Annotated in this window: 20 protein-coding genes and 1 tRNA gene; 14 read left to right on the forward strand and 7 right to left on the reverse strand. The window is 70.7% G+C overall.

Annotation, left to right across the window (positions count from 1 at the left end; all coding sequences use genetic code 11):
- Nucleotides 1-17: 17 nt before the first annotated feature.
- Nucleotides 18-1184 (reverse strand): glycosyltransferase, encoded by a 1167-nt coding sequence (locus ACIP5K_RS31770; protein ID WP_401415117.1) that lies wholly within the window; start codon nt 1182-1184, stop codon nt 18-20.
- A gap of 58 nt (nt 1185-1242) precedes the next feature.
- On the opposite strand from ACIP5K_RS31770, the gene ACIP5K_RS31775 reads away from it, so the two are divergent.
- Nucleotides 1243-2025, forward strand: a complete 783-nt coding sequence (locus ACIP5K_RS31775) for a glutamate racemase (protein ID WP_401415119.1) — start codon at nt 1243-1245, stop codon at nt 2023-2025.
- A gap of 76 nt (nt 2026-2101) precedes the next feature.
- Nucleotides 2102-2665 (forward strand): hypothetical protein, encoded by a 564-nt coding sequence (locus ACIP5K_RS31780; RefSeq protein ID WP_401415121.1) that lies wholly within the window; start codon nt 2102-2104, stop codon nt 2663-2665.
- A gap of 123 nt (nt 2666-2788) precedes the next feature.
- Here ACIP5K_RS31780 and ACIP5K_RS31785 read toward each other — a convergent pair whose 3' ends face one another.
- Nucleotides 2789-3871, reverse strand: a complete 1083-nt coding sequence (locus tag ACIP5K_RS31785; protein ID WP_401415123.1) for an O-antigen ligase family protein — start codon at nt 3869-3871, stop codon at nt 2789-2791.
- 156 nt (nt 3872-4027) lie between these two features.
- Nucleotides 4028-4261 (reverse strand): hypothetical protein, encoded by a 234-nt coding sequence (locus ACIP5K_RS31790; protein ID WP_401415125.1) that lies wholly within the window; start codon nt 4259-4261, stop codon nt 4028-4030.
- A 63-nt stretch (nt 4262-4324) separates the two neighbouring features.
- Here ACIP5K_RS31790 and ACIP5K_RS31795 point away from each other — a divergent pair, with 63 nt between their 5' ends.
- The 11 genes from ACIP5K_RS31795 to ACIP5K_RS31845 all read left to right on the forward strand — a co-directional run bounded on the left by ACIP5K_RS31795 (nt 4325) and on the right by ACIP5K_RS31845 (nt 13035).
- Nucleotides 4325-4732: a hypothetical protein gene (locus tag ACIP5K_RS31795; RefSeq protein ID WP_401415127.1), complete on the forward strand. Its 408-nt coding sequence runs from the start codon at nt 4325-4327 to the stop codon at nt 4730-4732.
- 479 nt (nt 4733-5211) lie between these two features.
- On the forward strand, nt 5212-5439 hold the full coding sequence (locus ACIP5K_RS31800; protein WP_401415129.1) for a hypothetical protein: 228 nt from the start codon (nt 5212-5214) through the stop codon (nt 5437-5439).
- A gap of 194 nt (nt 5440-5633) precedes the next feature.
- A tRNA-Gly gene (locus ACIP5K_RS31805) sits at nt 5634-5707 on the forward strand.
- A 397-nt stretch (nt 5708-6104) separates the two neighbouring features.
- Nucleotides 6105-6332: a hypothetical protein gene (locus tag ACIP5K_RS31810; protein WP_401415131.1), complete on the forward strand. Its 228-nt coding sequence runs from the start codon at nt 6105-6107 to the stop codon at nt 6330-6332.
- On the forward strand, nt 6329-7141 hold the full coding sequence (locus ACIP5K_RS31815) for a helix-turn-helix domain-containing protein (RefSeq protein WP_401415133.1): 813 nt from the start codon (nt 6329-6331) through the stop codon (nt 7139-7141). The genes ACIP5K_RS31810 and ACIP5K_RS31815 overlap by 4 nt, the downstream gene beginning before the upstream one ends.
- 172 nt (nt 7142-7313) lie before the next feature.
- Nucleotides 7314-7778 (forward strand): hypothetical protein, encoded by a 465-nt coding sequence (locus ACIP5K_RS31820; protein WP_401415135.1) that lies wholly within the window; start codon nt 7314-7316, stop codon nt 7776-7778.
- On the forward strand, nt 7775-7978 hold the full coding sequence (locus ACIP5K_RS31825) for a hypothetical protein (protein WP_401415333.1): 204 nt from the start codon (nt 7775-7777) through the stop codon (nt 7976-7978). The genes ACIP5K_RS31820 and ACIP5K_RS31825 overlap by 4 nt, the downstream gene beginning before the upstream one ends.
- Complete coding sequence (locus ACIP5K_RS31830; RefSeq protein WP_401415137.1) at nt 7975-9513, forward strand: hypothetical protein; 1539 nt, start codon at nt 7975-7977, stop codon at nt 9511-9513. The genes ACIP5K_RS31825 and ACIP5K_RS31830 overlap by 4 nt, the downstream gene beginning before the upstream one ends.
- On the forward strand, nt 9510-11102 hold the full coding sequence (locus ACIP5K_RS31835; RefSeq protein WP_401415139.1) for a hypothetical protein: 1593 nt from the start codon (nt 9510-9512) through the stop codon (nt 11100-11102). Before ACIP5K_RS31830 ends, ACIP5K_RS31835 begins: the two co-directional genes overlap by 4 nt.
- Nucleotides 11103-12652: 1550 nt before the next feature.
- Complete coding sequence (locus tag ACIP5K_RS31840) at nt 12653-12856, forward strand: hypothetical protein (RefSeq protein ID WP_401415141.1); 204 nt, start codon at nt 12653-12655, stop codon at nt 12854-12856.
- The gene (locus tag ACIP5K_RS31845; protein ID WP_401415142.1) at nt 12856-13035 is read left to right on the forward strand and encodes a hypothetical protein; all 180 of its coding nucleotides are present in this window, start codon (nt 12856-12858) and stop codon (nt 13033-13035) included. The genes ACIP5K_RS31840 and ACIP5K_RS31845 overlap by 1 nt, the downstream gene beginning before the upstream one ends.
- 64 nt (nt 13036-13099) lie before the next feature.
- Here the strand turns inward: ACIP5K_RS31845 and ACIP5K_RS31850 are convergent, their stop codons facing one another.
- The gene (locus ACIP5K_RS31850) at nt 13100-13312 is read right to left on the reverse strand and encodes a hypothetical protein (RefSeq protein ID WP_401415143.1); all 213 of its coding nucleotides are present in this window, start codon (nt 13310-13312) and stop codon (nt 13100-13102) included.
- Between the two features lie 187 nt (nt 13313-13499).
- On the opposite strand from ACIP5K_RS31850, the gene ACIP5K_RS31855 reads away from it, so the two are divergent.
- The gene (locus ACIP5K_RS31855; protein ID WP_401415145.1) at nt 13500-14342 is read left to right on the forward strand and encodes a helix-turn-helix domain-containing protein; all 843 of its coding nucleotides are present in this window, start codon (nt 13500-13502) and stop codon (nt 14340-14342) included.
- Here the strand turns inward: ACIP5K_RS31855 and ACIP5K_RS31860 are convergent.
- The 3 genes from ACIP5K_RS31860 to ACIP5K_RS31870 form a co-directional block, all read right to left on the reverse strand.
- Nucleotides 14339-14662, reverse strand: coding sequence for a hypothetical protein (locus ACIP5K_RS31860; RefSeq protein WP_401415147.1), 324 nt, complete (start codon nt 14660-14662; stop codon nt 14339-14341). The genes ACIP5K_RS31855 and ACIP5K_RS31860 overlap by 4 nt on opposite strands.
- A 392-nt stretch (nt 14663-15054) precedes the next feature.
- Entirely contained in the window at nt 15055-15903 is an 849-nt protein-coding gene (locus ACIP5K_RS31865; RefSeq protein ID WP_401415149.1) for a hypothetical protein, read from the reverse strand.
- 896 nt (nt 15904-16799) lie between these two features.
- Complete coding sequence (locus ACIP5K_RS31870) at nt 16800-17306, reverse strand: MaoC/PaaZ C-terminal domain-containing protein (protein ID WP_401415151.1); 507 nt, start codon at nt 17304-17306, stop codon at nt 16800-16802.
- Nucleotides 17307-17378 lie beyond the last annotated feature (72 nt).

Below are 17378 nucleotides of genomic sequence, written 5' to 3' on the forward strand. Positions count from 1 at the left end.
TGGGACGGTGGCGGGGGTCAGGCCGTGGCGTCCGGCCGGGCGTACGTCCGGCCCTTCCACGCCGCGCCCCGGCCCCGGTAGTGCTGCACGGCGGAGTCCACCGTCATCAGGAGGTACAGGAACGCGGTGAACGGCAGCAGCGGAGCCAGCCACAGCGTCTGCCGGTAGTAGCGCAGCATCGGGATGTATGTCGCCGTCATCACCGCCCACGCGAGTCCGGCGGACAGGCCCACCGCGCCGTTGCCCGCCACCAGGCCGCAGAGCACCCCGGCGGGCGGCACCAGGTACACCAGGGCGAGCCCGAGCACGGTGCCGAGCAGCACCGCGGGGTTGTGCCGCAGCTGCGCGTACGCGCTGCGCGACACCATCCGCCACAGGTCCGTCAGGCGCGGATAGGGGCGCACGCTGTCCACGTGCTCGGCGAGCCCCAGCCAGATGCGGCCGCCGGAGCGCTTCACCGCCCGCGCGAGCGACACGTCGTCGATGACCGCCTGCCGGATGGCGTCCGGGATCCGCGCCCGTTCGGCCGCCTCGGCGCCGATCAGGACGCAGCCGCCCGCCGCCGCGGCCGTGCGCGAGCGCTGGTCGGCGATCCGGCGGAACGGGTACAGCTGCGAGAAGAAGTACACGAACGCGGGCACCACCAGCCGCTCCCAGCCGCTGGCCACCCGCAGCCGGGCCATCTGCGAGACCAGGTCGAACCCGCCCGTGCGGGCCGCCGCCACCAACTCCCGCAGACTCTCCGGCTCGTGCGCGATGTCCGCGTCGGTCAGGAGCAGGAACTCCGGGCCACGCGCGCGTGCCAGCGCCATGCCGTGCCGCACCGCCCACAGCTTCCCGGTCCAGCCCGCGGGCGGCTCGCCGGGGGAGTCCACCGTCAGGGCGAGCCCGCCGCACCGGTCGGACAGGGCACGGGCCAGCTCCCCGGTGCCGTCCGAGCTGCCGTCGTCGATCAGGAAGATCTCCGCGCGGCCCGGATAGTCCTGGGCGAGGAGGGAGGGCAGGCTCCGGGGCAGCACCTCGGCCTCGTCGCGGGCCGGGACCACCACACAGACGTCCGGCCAGCGCTCCGGGTCCGTCCGCGCGGGCAGCCGCAGATCGGTGCGCCAGAAGAACCCCTGGCACAGCAGCAGCCACAGCCAGGCGGCGAGCGAGGCCGCGGTGATCCACACAACGACGTCCATCCGCCGCAGTCTGCCCCACCGGCGCGGTTCTGTCGGAGCGATCGTCTATGGTTTCCGGGTGAAGATCGCGCTCATGGACTCCGGAATCGGACTGCTCGCGGCCGCCGCCGCGGTACGGAGCCTGCGGCCCGACGCCGATCTCGTGCTCTCCTCGGACCCGGACGGCATGCCGTGGGGCCCGCGCACCCCGCAGGACGTCACCGAGCGGGCGCTGGCCGTGTGCGAGGCGGCCGCCGCGCACCGCCCGGACGCCCTGATCATCGCCTGCAACACGGCGTCCGTGCACGCCCTGCCCGCGGTCCGGGACCGCCTGGAGCCGGGGATCCCCGTCATCGGCACCGTCCCCGCGATCAAGCCGGCGGCGTCCCTCGGCGGGCCGCTCGCCATCTGGGCCACGCCGGCCACCACCGGCAGCCCGTACCAGCGCGGACTGATCCGGGACTTCGCGGCCGGGGTCGAGGTCACCGAGGTGCCCTGCCCCGGACTCGCCGACGCGGTGCAGTGGGCCGACGAGGACGCCATCGACCGGACCATCGCCGCCGCCGCCGCGCTCACCCCGCGTGACGTGCGGGCCGTCGTCCTCGGCTGCACCCACTACGAGCTGGTGGCGGAGCGGATCCGCGCGGCGGTGCGGCGCCCCGGCGCCGAGCCCCCGACGCTGCACGGCAGCGCGGGTGCCGTCGCCGCGCAGGCGCTGCGCCGGGCCGGCGGGAGCGCCCGCGCGGCCACCGGGCGCAGCGGGCTCACCGTCCTCCTCAGCGGCCGTGCGGAAACGCTTCCGCAGGCGGCGCTCACCTATGCCGAGGGGCGGGCGCTCCAGGCCGTCAGCCACGCCGGGTGACCAGGAGCACCGATCCGGAGCAGTCACTCTCCGCGAGGCGGTGCCTGCACGGCGGAACATGAGTAGTCTCGAAGGCATGAGGAACGACGCCGCCGACGCACACCCCGGGCGCCGCACGTCCGAGCGGGTGACCGAGATCTGGACCGGCCGCGCACACAACCGTGTGCAGTGGCTGCTGGCCCTGGGCGGCTTCGCCTGCCTGGCCCTCGGCATCGAGCTGGCCGTGGACAACTCGTGGGCCACCGGTATCGCCGCCCTGGCGATGTCCGTGGTCGGGCTGATCGCCGTCGGCCTGCTCGTGCTCTTCGGCACGCTCGCCTTCCTGCACGTCGCGGTGAAGGTCGACAAGGACCACCTCGAAGTGCGCTGCGGCCACGTCGGGCTGCCGCGCCGCCGGATCCCGCTCGCCCACGTCGTCGACGCCGACTTCGCGCCGCGCGTCACGCCGCGCCAGTGGGGCGGCTGGGGCTACCGCTGGCGTCCCGAGATCGGCACCGCCGTCGTGGTGCGGCGCGGCGAGGGCCTGGTGCTCAGCCTCGGCGACGGCAGGAAGTTCACGGTGACCGTCGACGACGCGGAGAGCGCGGTGCGCCACATCCGCGACCTCCTCAAGCCGTCCCCCGCCCGCCCGGCCGCCTGACGCCCGTCCGACGACCGACCCGGCCGCCCCGGAGCTCCTCCGGGGCGGCCGCGTCGTTCCCGGAGACGAACGCGGACACGGAACCGGATCCCGACACCCGGCGCGGTCGCGGCGCGACGCGGTTCACGACGGCTTCCCGGGGGAGCCCTCCCCGGGACGGGCCGGTGCGGGCGCCCCGTCGTCGCCGAGGGGCACGGCGGTCGCGATGCCCGCCAGCAGGCCCGCGCCCGCGGTCACCGCGGTGAAGCTGAGGGCGTTGCCGAGCGTCGCCAGCACCGCCACCGCCGTCAGGGCCGCACCAGCGGTGAGGACCACCGGTGTCGGACGGGTCGAGCGCCACAGGACGTACAGGAGCCAGCCGTACGCGGCCGTGAGCAGCGCCAGCCCGACGAAGCCCTGCTCCGCCGCGGTCTGGAGCACCGCCGAGTGCGGCCGGGCGTCCGGCACCTCCGACGGCGCCGGCACCCCGTTGACGTCCTCGAACCGGCCCGGTCCCGTGCCGAGCGCCGGATGGGCCTCGGCCAGCTCCAGCGCCCGGCGCCACAGCCGGACCCGGCGCTCGGACAGCCCGTCGGTCAGGAACGACGCCCATCCCGGCGGCAGGGCGCCGTCGGCCAGCGCGAGGCCGAGTCCCGCCACCACGGCCGTGCCGACGCCGAGCCCCGCGAGCGCCCTCGCCCGGCGCCGCCTGCGGGCGGACGCGAGTGAGCACAGGGCGACGGCGCAGCTCGCCGCGGCCCCGGCCGCCGAACCGGCCAGGACGCCCACCACGACCGTCCCGGCGGACAGCAGGTGCAACGTGATCCGCGGGCGCCGGGTCCGTGCCGACCAGGCCGCGCAGCACAGGGCGCCCGTCGACAGGACGAGCAGCGCGGCCGTCGCCCCGGCGCCGCCCAGCGGTGCCGAGCTGTCCGGAACGGGCACCGTCTGCGGGGACGCGACCGCCAGAGCCAGGCCGCCGGCGGCGACCGCGCCGCACGTGGCGACGGGTGCGAGCCCACCGGCGATGCGCCCGCCCGCGTACCCCGCGGCGACGGCCAGCACGGCGAGCAGCACCCCCTCGGGGCGGCCCGCGCGGGCGGTCGCCGAGATCAGTGTCCAGATCGCGCAGGCGCCGAGGACGGCGATGCCCGCGACGTCCGAGCGCCCGCGCCGCCGCCGGTCCACGCCCGGACCCGCGCTCGTCGACCACCCCGTCGATCCCAACCCCGTCGCCCCCCGACTGAGACGGGCCCCGGACGCGCGGGCCGGTGGCGGCCGCCCGTCGGGGACTCGGGCACACCGTAACGGCTGGTGCGCCGCTTTGGGACACCGTTCGCAGGAACGTTCCTGGACCGGTTCGGGCGCTCTGTGCGACCCGGGTCAGCCGGCGTCGCGGACCCGCAGCAGGTTCATCGCGGTGAGCGTGAGCACGGTCGCGTCGTGCTGGTTCAGCACCTCGACGTCCGTGTGCACGAGGCCCCGGTCCGGCTTGGAGCGCGACCGCCGTGCCGCGCGCACCGTCGCCCGGATCGACAGCCGGTCGCCGGGCCGGACCGGGCGGGTCCAGCGCAGCGCGTCGATACCGGGCTGGCGACGCTGCTGACGTTCCGGCAAGCCGACGGGGTCACCCTGCGCACCACGAGCATCGGAGTCCTCCACGCCCGATGCGGTCACGACGTGGACGGTGTGCGCTTCGAGCACGAGCCCGACGCCGCGATCTTCGCCGAGTACGGCCTCAGCCGCGTCTGGCCCTGCACCCCGCAACCCGACGGCGCCAACGAGCTGTTCACGGTCGACGGCAGCGACTACGGCCCCTACCCGGCACGACCCGCCTCGCCTGTCTGGGGCCCGCACGAGCCGATCAGCGTCACCGGCGAAGTCGCCGCGCGCATCGCCGACCACCTGAACACCCTGAACGCCGGCTGCGGCTTGACGGTCACCTGGGACGGCGGCTCCGGCCTCATCTTCACCTGGGACAAGACCTACCGGGACGACGAGGGCACCGAGACCGTCACCCCTGACGCCGAAGGCCGCTACCCGATCGGCGGCCTGTGGCCGTGGATGCGCTGGTCCGACCGCGGCTGAGCAGCAGACCAACTGAGGCCCGGGACGCACCGTCCCGGGCCTCGCCCATGCCCAGAGAGGACCCCGATGCGTCCGTTTCGCCTGCCCGACGAGCACCTGCCCAGCATCCGCGACGGCTGAATCTGCCGCGCCTGCTCCACGACCTGGCCATGCCGGGAGGCAGCCGACCACCTGACCTCCGACCCGTGCACGTGCGGCCAGACCGTCTACCGCGAGAAGCGCGGCCCGAGAAGCTGGCACCTGGGGGAGCGCTGCTATGGCGAGAAGGACACCGTCTTGTGGCAGGCCGCCGAGCTGGCCGCCGCCCGCACTACCCGCCGAGCCACTCCTACCCACCGAAGCTCGCTCGCCGGCGACGTCAGAGCCCGCCGATCCCACGGCACCGAATCGGCGGCCCGGGCGACGTCGGCGCGGGCACCTGGACGTGGGTCAGGCCCGCTGGCCTCCACCCCGGTTGGGGCGACATTCACCACCTCGCCATGGTCACCGCAGTAGGCGACTGGTGCGAGGTGTGGCTGATCCTCGACGGCACCGTGCACGAGGTGCGCGCCGACCGGCTGCCCCTCGAAGGCGGCCCGCGCTCGGACCGGCTCGGCTGGTGGAACTGGACGGTCGCCGAGCACCTCGCCCACCGCGCGGCCCAGGCGCCCGCTCCGCCTCCGACCCCGGTCCAGACCGGACTGTTCGAAGCGTCCATGCCCGCCTAAGCCGAACAACCCCCCGAGCACTCTCCCTCTCCACGTGGCCGCCAAAAGGCGGCCACAGACGTATCCACGCCCTCCCAGCGGCCGGAATCCTGCACCCATCCACCAGACGGACGCGGATCAAAGCCCCCGAATCGGAGTGCTGTGTATAGTCCCGGACGGATCGGCTGTCCTCAGCAGCGGCGCAGCCGAACCGCGCGCTGGTGGTGCAATTGCAGCACGCTCGGCTTCCGGCCGAGAGATCCAGGTGCAAGTCCTGGCCGGCGCTCCACGGAGGCCCCCGGCCCGTCGTACGCGACGGGTGCGGGGGCCTCGGCGTTCAGATACCGATGCGCTGGCCGGGGCCGTCGCGACAGCGGAAGAGGATCTTCCAACTCGCCGAATAATTGCCCGTCTTGCCCGTAGGGGCCGCTTTGGCGCTTTCCGGTCTCGGGCGGCGCTAGGGTCACTGAAAACCGCTGGGCACCGGGTAGTTCAGCGGCAGTTCAGTACACCTGGGAGGGGCACCAGCTCCATCGGGTCTCCACAACGCGCGGCGCATCCGTGCCCCTCCCACAGCCCCCGCAGTCTCGCATCTCCCGCCGCCATCGGTACACAAAGGCCGAATGACGGCACGCCCGCACGAGATGTGTGCACTGCATGAGGAAGAGATGACTCACTTTCTGGAAGTGCTACTCGAAGACTGGGGTGTCTGGGGGGAGTTCCTGCTCGCCCTCCTCCTGGCCGTCGTGGCCGAGCGGCTGGCCGCGCTCGCGAAGATCGTCAACTCTCACCCGGAGCTGATCTTCCCGCGCCTCAAGTCCGTCGACGTCACCAAGCCCCTGATCTTCTTCGCGATGCAGATCCTCGCCGTCCTGGTAGCTCTGGGCGTAGCGCACGCGCTGGGGTGGTTGTGACCGACATCCATGACGAGGCGCCGCGACCAGTTGGCCGCCCTCCTAAGCCGTTGCCGGACAGCGTGCCGCCTCACCGCGCGGAACTGATCCGCACGCTCCGGAAGTACATGGATCAGGCCGACATGAACGGGAAGGAGCTCGCCGCGCGGGCCTACATCTCCGAGGCGGGGCTGTCCCGGTTCTTGACGGGCAACCCGCGGTGGCCGACCTGGGACGGCTTCTTCAGGCCGATGATCGATGTGCTTCGGACCTGGCACGGGATTTGCGATCTCGACTTCCCCGGCGACGCCTTCTGGATTGAACTTCTCAACGCAGCTCGAGTCGAAAGCGGCCGCAAGCCCGAGGTGGTGCGGCCTCGCGACGAGAACGAGGGACGGTCCGGGTCCGAGACCGGTTCCGGCCGCCCGGCAGCCGCAGAGCCCGGCAGGGCTGCTGGTCGGCGGGCATCCAAGGCGTCGGCCGCCAGAGATACGGCGCGGACCATGCGGAAGACCGCGATTGGTGGCGCCGGTGCAGCCGCGATCGTGGGTGGCCTCTTGATGATCCCGTTCGTGGTGCAGGGCATCCGGGACGGGTTCTTCAGGGACGGCTTCGGCTATGTGCAGATGTTGGCGACGGTCGGGGCCGTCCTCGGTGCACCGCCCGTCAGGCAGGCAGTCGTGAACGGCATCCTGAAGATCCTGGGCGTCTTCACCGGCTCCCATAGGGGGGACCGCTCCTCCTGGACGTTCCGCCATCGGGCCCTTCAGAGGGTGCTCGCCGAGAAGCGCGCTAGGAAGGGCGAAGACGACGGCACGCCGATGTCGTAGATCCGGCCGCGCCGGCCGGTGCTCCACGCCGAGGCCCTCGGCCCGCCCCTCCCGCGGCGGACCGAGGGCCTCGCCCCTTTGTCGGCCTCCTCGAAGCGGCGGAATGCGCGCTTTGCCTGTTCGGCTACCATCTGCGCCCCCTTGATCGCCGACCGCCCTCCGGAGCCGCCCCATGTCCCACGGCTCGATCCCATCCGACATGTGCCTCATCGTCCGCGAGCACGTATCCCTCTGGACCAACGTCACCGACGTGTACAACGTCTGCTGCGCCGACGACAGCCTGGCCGTCCTCACCCGCGGCCAGTTCGCCGCGCTGCGCTCCGCGTACATGAACGCGAACATCCGGCCCGGCTCCGAGTCGCTCGGCGTCGCCGTCCTCGTCGACAAGAAGCTCGTCGGCGTCTTCGCCTACTCGCGGGCGCCGACCCTCGGGAACTGGGGCGCACACCTGCCCCAGAAGCCCACCGTCTACATGCTGTCCGACTTCCCGGTCTCCACCAGCCGCTACGCCAAGCTTTCCAAGCTGATCGTCATGGCCGCCATCAGCCGGGAAGCCCAGTTGCTCACGTGGCGGCACGGCCACCGCCGCTACCAGTCGCTCGCCACCACGGCGTCACGAAGCGGCCGGTGTCGATGAAGTACCGCGGCGTGCTCCGCCTCCTCAAGCGCGACCAGAAGGACGTGCTCAAGGAGGACTGGGCCAAGGGCATCGACCCGAACGACTCCTACTACGCGCAGCAGTACCAGCTCCAGTACGGGGCGCCGTTCTCCGGCAAGCCGCTCGCCGAGGTCCTCCGCGAGTGGAAGAATTGTTACGGCAAGGACGTGAAGAAGTGAAGATCGACATCCGTACCGGCGACCTCCGCACCCTCAAGACCCTCGACCTCAACGCCCGGTTCATGAGGCACGAGCAGTACCAGCAGCTCGTCAGGAACCTGCGCCGCGACCAGGTCCTCACGTCCACCCCGTTCGTCTGGCATGACGTGGCCTCCGGCGACCGCATCGTCCTGTCCGGGAATCACCGCACCAAGGCGTCCGTCGAGGCCGGGATCGAAGAGATCACCTGGCTGGAGACCAGCGACCCCCTCACCGAATCCCAGCGGATCGCCATCCAGCTGTCGCACAACGCCATCGCCGGCGAAGACGACCCCGCCATCCTCAAGACCCTGTCCGAGCAGATCGACGACCTCGACCTCCGCCAGTACGCAGGCCTCGACGACGCCACCCTCGAACTCCTCGCCGACCTCGACAGCCCCTCACTCGGCGAAGCGAACCTCGCCTTCCAGACCCTCGCGATCGTGTTCCTCCCCGACGACCTCAAGGAAGCCCAAGGCGTCCTCAACGACGCCCTCGGCCTCGCCGCGTCCTCCGACGCGATCTGGGTCGCCGCCCCCCCCGCCAGTACGACCAGACCATGGCAGCCCTCGACCTCGCCTCCAAGAGCGCCGACGTCACCAACGTCGCCACCGCCTTCGGCCTCATCCTGGAGAGCTTCAAAGAACCACGCAGACGAACTCGTCGACGTCTGGTACGACCGCGACACAGGAGAGCCCAAGCACCACGGCATGGCCCCCCTCTTCACCCTCTTCCACACCGACGCCATGCCCACCAAGGCCGCCGCAGTCGTCGAAAAGGCACTCCAGCAGGCTGTAGCCCATGGCGACGTCCCCGCCGAGCACCGGTACAAGGCCCTCGAACTGTGGGCCACCCAGTACCTCGACACCCCCGCGCAGGCCACCATGACCGCCACCAAGCCCGCGATCACGCTCAGTTCGACCCTCGACCCATGGGAGCAGCAGCCCGACGAGACGCCTCGCAAGCACGGCCAGTTCGTCACCTACCGTGACCTCGGCCGGACCCGGACCCTACAGAAGGCTGCGGACGGGCTACAGCTCCACGCGGTGACGGTCCGGAAGGCAGCGGCCACCTGCCGGTGGCGGGAGCGCGCAGAGTCGTGGGACCGACATCTCGACCAGCTGTACGAGGCCGGGTGGGTCGAGGAGCGGCGGAAAGCCGCCGAGAGCGACGCGAGGATCCTGGGCGCGGCGGTCGGCAAGCCGGCGCAGCGCCTCGGGACGCTCGACGCGGCGTCGATGTCCGTCGGCGACTTCATCCGCGTCCTCGACGTCGCCATGCGGCACCGGCGCGTCCTCTTCGGTGACCCGGGCGCGACGATCGCGGTGACCGGCCCCGGCGGAAACCCGCTCGCCGTGCAGCTCGCCGAGTTCGCGCAGATGCCGGCGGAGCAGCGCATGGCCCGGATCGAGGAGCTGACCAGCGCGGTGCAGCGTCGCACTAAGGCGCTGGACGGGGACGACGAGGACGACGACGACCTGCCTGATCCGGGCGGCGAAGGCGGCGTTGCCGAATGAGCAATCTGCTGGCCGACGACGATATGGCGCACCTCGACGACACTGAGGTGTACCAGCGGCTGTCCGCCGCGAAGGAGGCGGTGGCCCGGGACCTGCTGCGTGACCCGGTGACGCTCGCCCGGGGCCTGGAACGGGTCTACCGGGTGCGTCCACACCTGAGGGTCATCGCCGACGCCCTGGTCGGCCTGGAGCGCGGTGACTTCGACCGGCTCATGGTGTGGACGCCGTCCCAGGTCGGCAAGTCGTCGCTGGCGGCGGAGTGGTTCCCGTTCTGGCGGTTGTGCCTGCACGGCGAGGACCGTGTCGCGGTCACCTCGTACTCCGACGACCTCGCCATGCGGCGCGGCAAGGCGATTCGCCGGTACATCGCCGAGTACGGCGGCGAGTACGACTTGTCGCTGCTCGCCGGCTCGGCGGCCGCGCAGGACTACGACACCACGAAGGGCGGCGGTGTTCGCTCGGTGTCGATCGGCTCGGGACTGACCGGCTTCGACGTGAACGCGCTCGTCGTGGACGACCCGCACAAGGACCGCGCGGACGCCGAGTCACCGCGGCTGCGTGAACACGTCCATGACTGGTGGTCGTCGGCCGCCCTGCGCCGTTTGCAGCCGGACCGGAACGCCGTCGTGGCGATCCAGACACGCTGGCACCCCGACGACTTCTGCGGTCGGCGTCTGCAGGAGGAGGGACGGCTGGAGGACGGCGGCCGGTGGAAGGTCGACCACCTTCCAGCGATCGCCAACCCCAGTAAGTTCGGGCCGGACCCGCTCGGCCGCGAGGACGGCGATCCGCTTCCGCACCCGAAGATCCGCACGAAGAACCGGCGGGCGCTGCTCGCCTGGTGGGCCGACGTCAAGAAGACCTCCGACGTTCGTGACTGGCATTCCATGGCCCAGGGCGACCCGCAGCCGTCCGAAGGCGCCCTGGTCTCCCAGGACCTGCTGCGCCTCATCCGCGACGGATCCACCAAGGTCGAGCCGCAGAAGATCGCCGTGTCGATCGACCCGTCCGGCGGCGGCCGTGACGTCGCCGGCGTCATCGGCGGCTTCCTCGGCGACGACGGCCGCGTGTGGGTCACGCACGACAGGTCCGGGTCGATGCCGTCGGCCGAGTGGTCCTCCGTGGCCGCGATGCTCGCCTACGAGACGAACGCGGCGATCATCTACGTCGAGTGGAACTTCGGCCGCGACATGTGCGTCCTCGCGATCAGTACGTCGTGGGAGATGCTCCAGCGCGAAGGCACGATCCCGAAGGACGTGCTGATGCCCGCGATCCAGCCGGTGCACGCCAAGCAGGGCAAGCTGCTGCGCGCGGAGCCGATCGCGCAGCAGATGGTGCAGGACAAGGTGCGCTTCCGCAGCCTGTTCACTGACCTCGAGCGCGAGTGGGCGACATGGCAGCCCACCGACCCGGACTCGCCGGGCCGCATCGACTCCTCGTGCGTGCTTATCTACGGCCTGATCCCGGAGGCCAACCAGGGCGCGATCGTGCACCCGCCGCTCCCGCAGGCCCCGCAGCCAGGGCGGTTCATCCGGCCCAACCCGGCGAACAGCGCAGCAGCCGCTTACGGGCGCAGAATCGGAAACTAACTGGAGCCGCACGAGCCGAACTAGCGTCTTGTAGAACAGTAGTTGAGCGTGTGGGGGGCGAACATGACTGGTGAGCCGCAGAGGCGCGTCCGGCTACGACTGGCCAGGCAGCGCACAGCACCCGCCCGGGTGCGAGCCCGTGTGCGTGAAGAAGGCCCCGTTCCAGCGGCGGATCCAGGCCCAGGACCAGACCCGGAGCCGGCTCCCGACCCTGACCCGACTCCCGACTCTGTCCCCGAGACGTCCCGGTTGAGGCGGATACTCGCTCGTCTTCATAACGCCAGGTGGTCCCACATCCTCACCATGACCGCCACTAGCATCGCCGCTCTCGCCGCCATCGGAGGGCTCTGGGCTCAAGCTGTCACAACCTACTGGGGCAGCAGACCGCGAAAGACCAGCTCCACCAGTCCCAGGAGGAGAGCCGTCAAAAGGAACGCGCTCAGGCGGAGAACGTCTCTGTTTGGATAGTCGATCATTCCTATGAGTCGGTGACGGGCCGCGGAGAGTGCCGGGAGAAGGGCTGCGAAAAGCCCACAAGCCTCTGGGAAGTGCACCTTTTGAACCGATCTCCAGATCCGGTTCCCACGATATATGTGCGGGTTTATGGACTTGTTCGGATCCCTAGCGTGGTTGATGATCAAGGGGCAGAAATCAGCCTGACTACTTCCCGTCTGGCGCCCTGCACGGAACTAGTCTTCAGGGAGAGCAGTGTCAAGTGGTGGGAGCTTGCGGGGGCGCCTGGCGGAGAGGTCATTATCGATGCATCGATAGTGCAGGGGGTGAGCTTTGCTTTTTTCACGGATGCCAATGGACGGAAGTGGCGACGTGCCGGTAACGGCCATCTCACCCTCGAAACCCGCATGGAAATACCCGTAGAGAGGAAATGGTTTAGTCTCATGCTCGATAATCCCGAGGTGAAGAAAGCCCCGGCTTGCGGAAGTGGTTGATTCCGCTTACGTCATCGGGAAGCGAGCTGAGCCCGAACAGGTGAGCGATGACCGCGAACTGACAGAGGTGAGGACGCGCACGTCTGGCTCAGCGACGGAGGCGATTAGAGAGCCATTCCACTGTACGCGGCAGGCCGGGCAACGTCAGACTGGCTTGCGTGAAGATGCCCCGTATCGCGTGTGGAACATGCGGCAGGAAGATCGCCGCCGGGATAGTGGCCGGACGGCCCAGCAAGGGCCGCCCGTGGGGCCACGACCCGAGCGAGCGCCCCGAGCGCTTCGGCAGCGCCCTGGTGTCCTGCGAGGGCTCTCTCGACATCGTGGACCTGCCCGGTTCGCCGCACAACTGGAGTTCGACGAGACCGAGCAGGAAGAGGCACTCATGGGGCCGCTCGGCACGATGGCCCTGTTCTGAGCGCGGGTAGTGACCAGGCGTCTATCCGGCGCTGGTCTTGCCCATCTTCAGGCGATCGAGCTTTTTGCGGGCGGCAGGAAAACGGTGGGCGACTCTTTCCACAGTGTCGTGCGGAACTCCGTCAGTTCTGCGATCGCAGCAAAGTCGTCATTCCTTGCCGGGATTGGAGTCAGCGCGCGCAGCACGGTGTGTCTGGGGTCTTCGGAGTCCGGCCTGAGAAGCACGGACGTCGTGACGCGGCTGGCAACGAGGTCGATTCCTTCGACCAGCGCGAGTCCCCCGACCAGCCACTCCAGGACGAGCGCCGCGCCGAGATCGAGGAGATGGCCGCCCTCGTCGCCGGAACCGACGCCGCGCTCACCGCGAGCGCCGCACCGAAGGGAGGCAACTGATGCCGTGCGCTTGCCAGAACAAGAAGAAGCTCGAGGTCGTCACCACCGTGACCGACCCGAAGACGCAACAGCCGAAGGAGAAGGTCGTGTTCTCCTCGCAGCACAGGAGCGTCGCTGAGGGCGTCTCCAAGCGGTACCCCGGCAGCACCATCCGCGAGCACGACCCCAAGACCAGGTAGGCAGGAAGGCGCACACGTCAAGGGCCCACCAGCCTCAACTGGTGAGCCCTTGACGTGCACAGATTTAGCCGAGTGCCGGTTCGTTCCCGCGCTTGCCGCGCAGGATCACCGATGACGCGGCGGCGGCGCCTACGACCTCGGCGACCGCGCTCACATGCTCCGGCGGGAGCACCGCGGCCGCCCCGAGCACGATCACGCCGATCACGACGAGCTTGAGACGGGGCTTGCGGCGAAGGGGGATACGGGGGTCATCATGGGGAGAGGGCGTCAGCACCATTGCGTCCTGTCTGCCGCGAGAGCGGCGGTCTGCCGCCGGTCGTCCTCATGATGCTTGCGAGGCTAGGGACGTCCGGCGGCCGCTGGATTGAGAGTTGAAGTCTCGCAAGGACCTTGGCGCTGCATAAGAGGGGCGAGATAATCCGCGCATAAAACGCGCTCTACGCGAGACAACAGGTGTAGACCAGATGCCACGTCGTGCCACGCCCCTCTCGCCTGATGACGGTCCTCAGGCCCGGTTTGCCATTGCCCTGCGCCAGTTGCGTGACAGCGCGGGGTTCGACGCCATGACGATCCAGGCCATCGCCGCCAGGAACGACATGCCCCCGTCGACCCTTCATGCCGCTCTGCGAGGCCAGCGCATTCCGTCAGTCCCTGTACTCGCAGCACTCGTGCGCGCCTGGGATGGCGACGAGGCTGAGTGGATGCAGAAGAGAACCCAGGTCGAGGACGAGGTCGAGCGTTCACGACTGCGGACACGCGGGGAGTTGTCCCTGGAAGCTCCGGATGGTGCCACGGTGGCGCGGACTGTGGAGTCGGACAGGATGCAGCTCCGTGTATCGGAAGACGACGAAGTGCTCCACGCAATTCGGGAGGCCAGGCGCTCCCTCGACCGCGATCCGGACAATGAGCGGTTGAAAGAGTGGCTCGACGTACTACTGTCGAGGCCGGTGACAGGTGAGCCGGTGGAGGAGCCGCCGGCTCCCTCGAACAGCAACAGCAGCCGCGAGGTCTCTGACGCTCTCAAGTCGGCGATCGGGGCAGCGTCGACTGATGAGATCGTGAGGGAGCTGGAATCACGCCAGGTGTACTCGCTCGGGGAGGCGCGGGGGGCAGAGGAACGACTCCTGTGGCGCGAGCTTCGTCTCCGCGCGGGCGCCCCGGCCATTCGTGCAATCTCCTTGCAGGCTGGTGTGGCGCAGGCTGAGGTAGGTGCAGTGCTCCGTGGGGAACCGGCGCTCGGTGCCGCCGAGGTGATTGCCGCGCTGGACGAGATGGCCGCCGAGATTGCTGCCGAAGCTGCCAACTAGCCCGAACGACCCAGAACTCGCTGAACCGCGGCACGCGGGACATCGGCGTCCAGATCCGCCGCAACATCCAGCGCGGCCTGAACGCCGCCTCGGTCACCGTCCGCGTCGAGCCGGACCTGCGCCGCTTCGACGCTCGACTGCTCACCGGGCTGCGCAGCCTGGAGAGCATCAACATCCCGGTCGCGCCGGACCTGACCGGGTTCGTCGAGCGGATCCACGCCGCGCTCGCCGGCGTCGAGATCCCGATCCGGGTCGTCCCCGACTTCGACGGGTTCGACGCCCGGGTCCGCGCGCACCGGCCGCCCGACGTCACGGTCCACGCGGATGTCGACAGCGACCGGCTGGCCCGCTCCCTTGCCGGGCTCGGCGGGATCGCGGGCCGCGTCGGCGGCGCCCTGGCCGGACTCCTGCGGTTCGGTGCCATCGGCATCGCGGCGGCGAGCGCTGCCCAGGGCGTCGGCGGACTCCTGGCCGCGCTCGCCCCGGCCGCCGGGATCGTCGCCGCGCGCCCGGCGGTTCTCGCCGGGACGCAGGTCGCGATGGGCGCCCTGCGCCTGGCCGTCGTCGGCGTCAGCGATGCGCTGGGCGCGGCCCTCTCGGGCGACGCCACGAAGTTCGAGGAGGCGCTGGCGGCGCTCTCCCCGGCCGCCCGCCAGGCCGTCACCGCGGTCCGTGACCTGGCCCCCTCCCTCGAAGAGGTTCAGCAGTCCGTTCAGCAGGCGTTCTTCAGCCAGTTCGCCGACCAGGTCAAGGGCGCGATCACCGCTCTGCTGCCGCTGAAGACGGACCTGGCAGGCGTCGGTACCGAGTTCGGCAAGGCAGCCGACTCCGCGCTCCGCTTCGCCCAGACCCCGGCCGCGTTCAACGCGATCCGGCAGGTCATCGGCGGCACCAGGGCTCCGCGGTCAGCCAGCTCGACACGACTGTTGGACCGCTCGCCCAGGGCTTCCTCGACGTCGCCGCGGCGGTCTCCGAGGCGTTCGGGGCACGGCTCGGGTCGGGAATCGCCGGAGCGGCCAACCAGGTCGATGCGTTCCTCACCCGGATCTCCGACTCGGGGCAGGCCGTCGCCTGGGTCGAGGGCGCGCTCACGGCTTTCCGGGAGCTCGGCGGGATCGCGTCGAACGTCGGCCACATCCTCGCCAGCGTCTTCCAGGCGGCGAACGGAGCGGGCGGCGGCCTGCTCAACAACATCCAGACGATCACCGGGGCTCTCCGGGAGTTCGTCGCCAGCGCCGCAGGCCAGTCGGCCGTCGGGGACATCTTCTCGACGATCGCCACGATCGCCGCGCAGCTCGGCCCGATCCTCGCGGCGCTGGTCACCCAGGTCGGGGCCATCGCGCCCGCGCTCGCCCCGATCTTCACCGCGCTGGGGCCCGCGCTCGCCAGCCTGGTCAACGCGCTGGGCCCCGGGCTCGCCGCGATCGCCCCGGCCCTCGCCACCGTCGGCAGCGCCCTCGCCGAAGGGCTCGGCTTCCTTGAGCCCGCCCTCGGGCCGCTCGGAGACGCCCTCGGCGCAGCCCTCGCCGGTCTCGCGCCGATCCGGCCGCTCGTCGGCCAACTCGCCAGCGTTGTAGCTGCGGTTCTCGCGCCCGCGCTACGGAATCTGGCGACGCTGCTGACGCCGATCATCGCGGCGCTGGTCGACGCCCTGCTCCCGGTCCTGCCCCAGATCGGCCAGGCGTTTTCGATCCTGTCGACGTCGATGACTCCGGTCGTCGCGCAGCTCGCCCCGCAACTCGCTCAGGTGGTCGGGATGCTGGCGCCCGTCCTGTCGACGCTCGCCGACGTCCTGGTCCGGATCGCCCAGGCCCTCGTCCCGGTGGCGATGGCCCTGGCCGAGGGGCCGCTGCCGGCCCTGCCGCCGCTGCTCGCCGCCTTCGACGCGGTCCTCCAGGCGCTGCTGCCTCTCCTGCCGGTCGTCGCCCAGCTCGTCGAGGCCCTGGCCCCGCTCGTCGTCGCGGTCCAGGTTGAGGCGCGTGTTCTTCAGGTCGCGGCAGGGTTCTTGTCGTGGCAGACGATCAGCGCCGTCGTCCCGGTCATCCAGGCCGTGGTGGGCGTGCTGACCGGGCTGGTCACCGGCCTGAGCGGCGCCGTCTCGTTCATCGTCAATCTGCCGACGCTGATCTCCACCGGACTGACCGCACTGGGCACGTTCATCGGCACGTTCTTTACCGACCTGGTCACCACCATCGGCACGTGGACGACCACGGCTTTCACCGGCTTGGTCGGCTTCTTCACGGCACTGCCATGCGTGATCATGACCGGTTTGGCCGCGCTGCCCGGCCTGCTCGTCGACCTCTTCGTGAACGCCGTAGCGGCCCTCGGGATCGCGCTGCTCACCGCGCTCGCCGCAGTGATCTACCTGTTCACCCAGCTCCCCGGCCAGATCCTCGCGGCCCTGGCCTCGCTCGGCTCCAGCATCGGCGGCGCCTTCTCCTCGGCCGCCTCGACCGCCTATTCGGCGATCTCCGCGTTCGTCGGCAGCGCCGTCTCGTTCTTCGCGTCGTTGCCCGAGCGGATCGGATCCGCTCTCGCTGCCCTCCCGGGGCAGGGCGCGGCCATGTTCCGCGCGGCCGGCTCGTCGGCCCTGGGCGCCGCACGCGCCCTCGGCTCGTCGGCTGTCTCGTACTTCTCGTCACTGCCGGGCCGGATCGTCTCATCGCTCGGAAACATCGGCTCGCGCATCGTGTCGAAGATCAAGGGCGGGCTGCCGAGCGCCGTCGCCAAGGTGTGCCAGCCACTGGCGATGAGCCCGTCGAACGGCCCCGCCGCGGCGGCGACGGGGTCGGTGTGGATGCTCTGCGGGTCGAACTCCCCGGCGAACCGCAGGATGTCCGCCTCGGTCACGGCAATACTGCCGTACCGGTAGGCGGCGCCGGGGACGTAGTCCTCGAAGTACCGCTGTTCGACGGGGACGGGGAAGTCGGGGCCGAGGGCGGAGGTCGCCGGCGTCGTCGTCATCGGCGCACGGTAGCCGACGGGGTGCGTGCGGCGGGGAGGGTGCGCGCGGTGCCGTCCTGCCCGGAGGTGGGG

The organism is Streptomyces sp. NPDC088785, from assembly GCF_044750685.1.
In the GTDB taxonomy this organism is placed as follows: Bacteria; Actinomycetota; Actinomycetes; order Streptomycetales; family Streptomycetaceae; genus Streptomyces.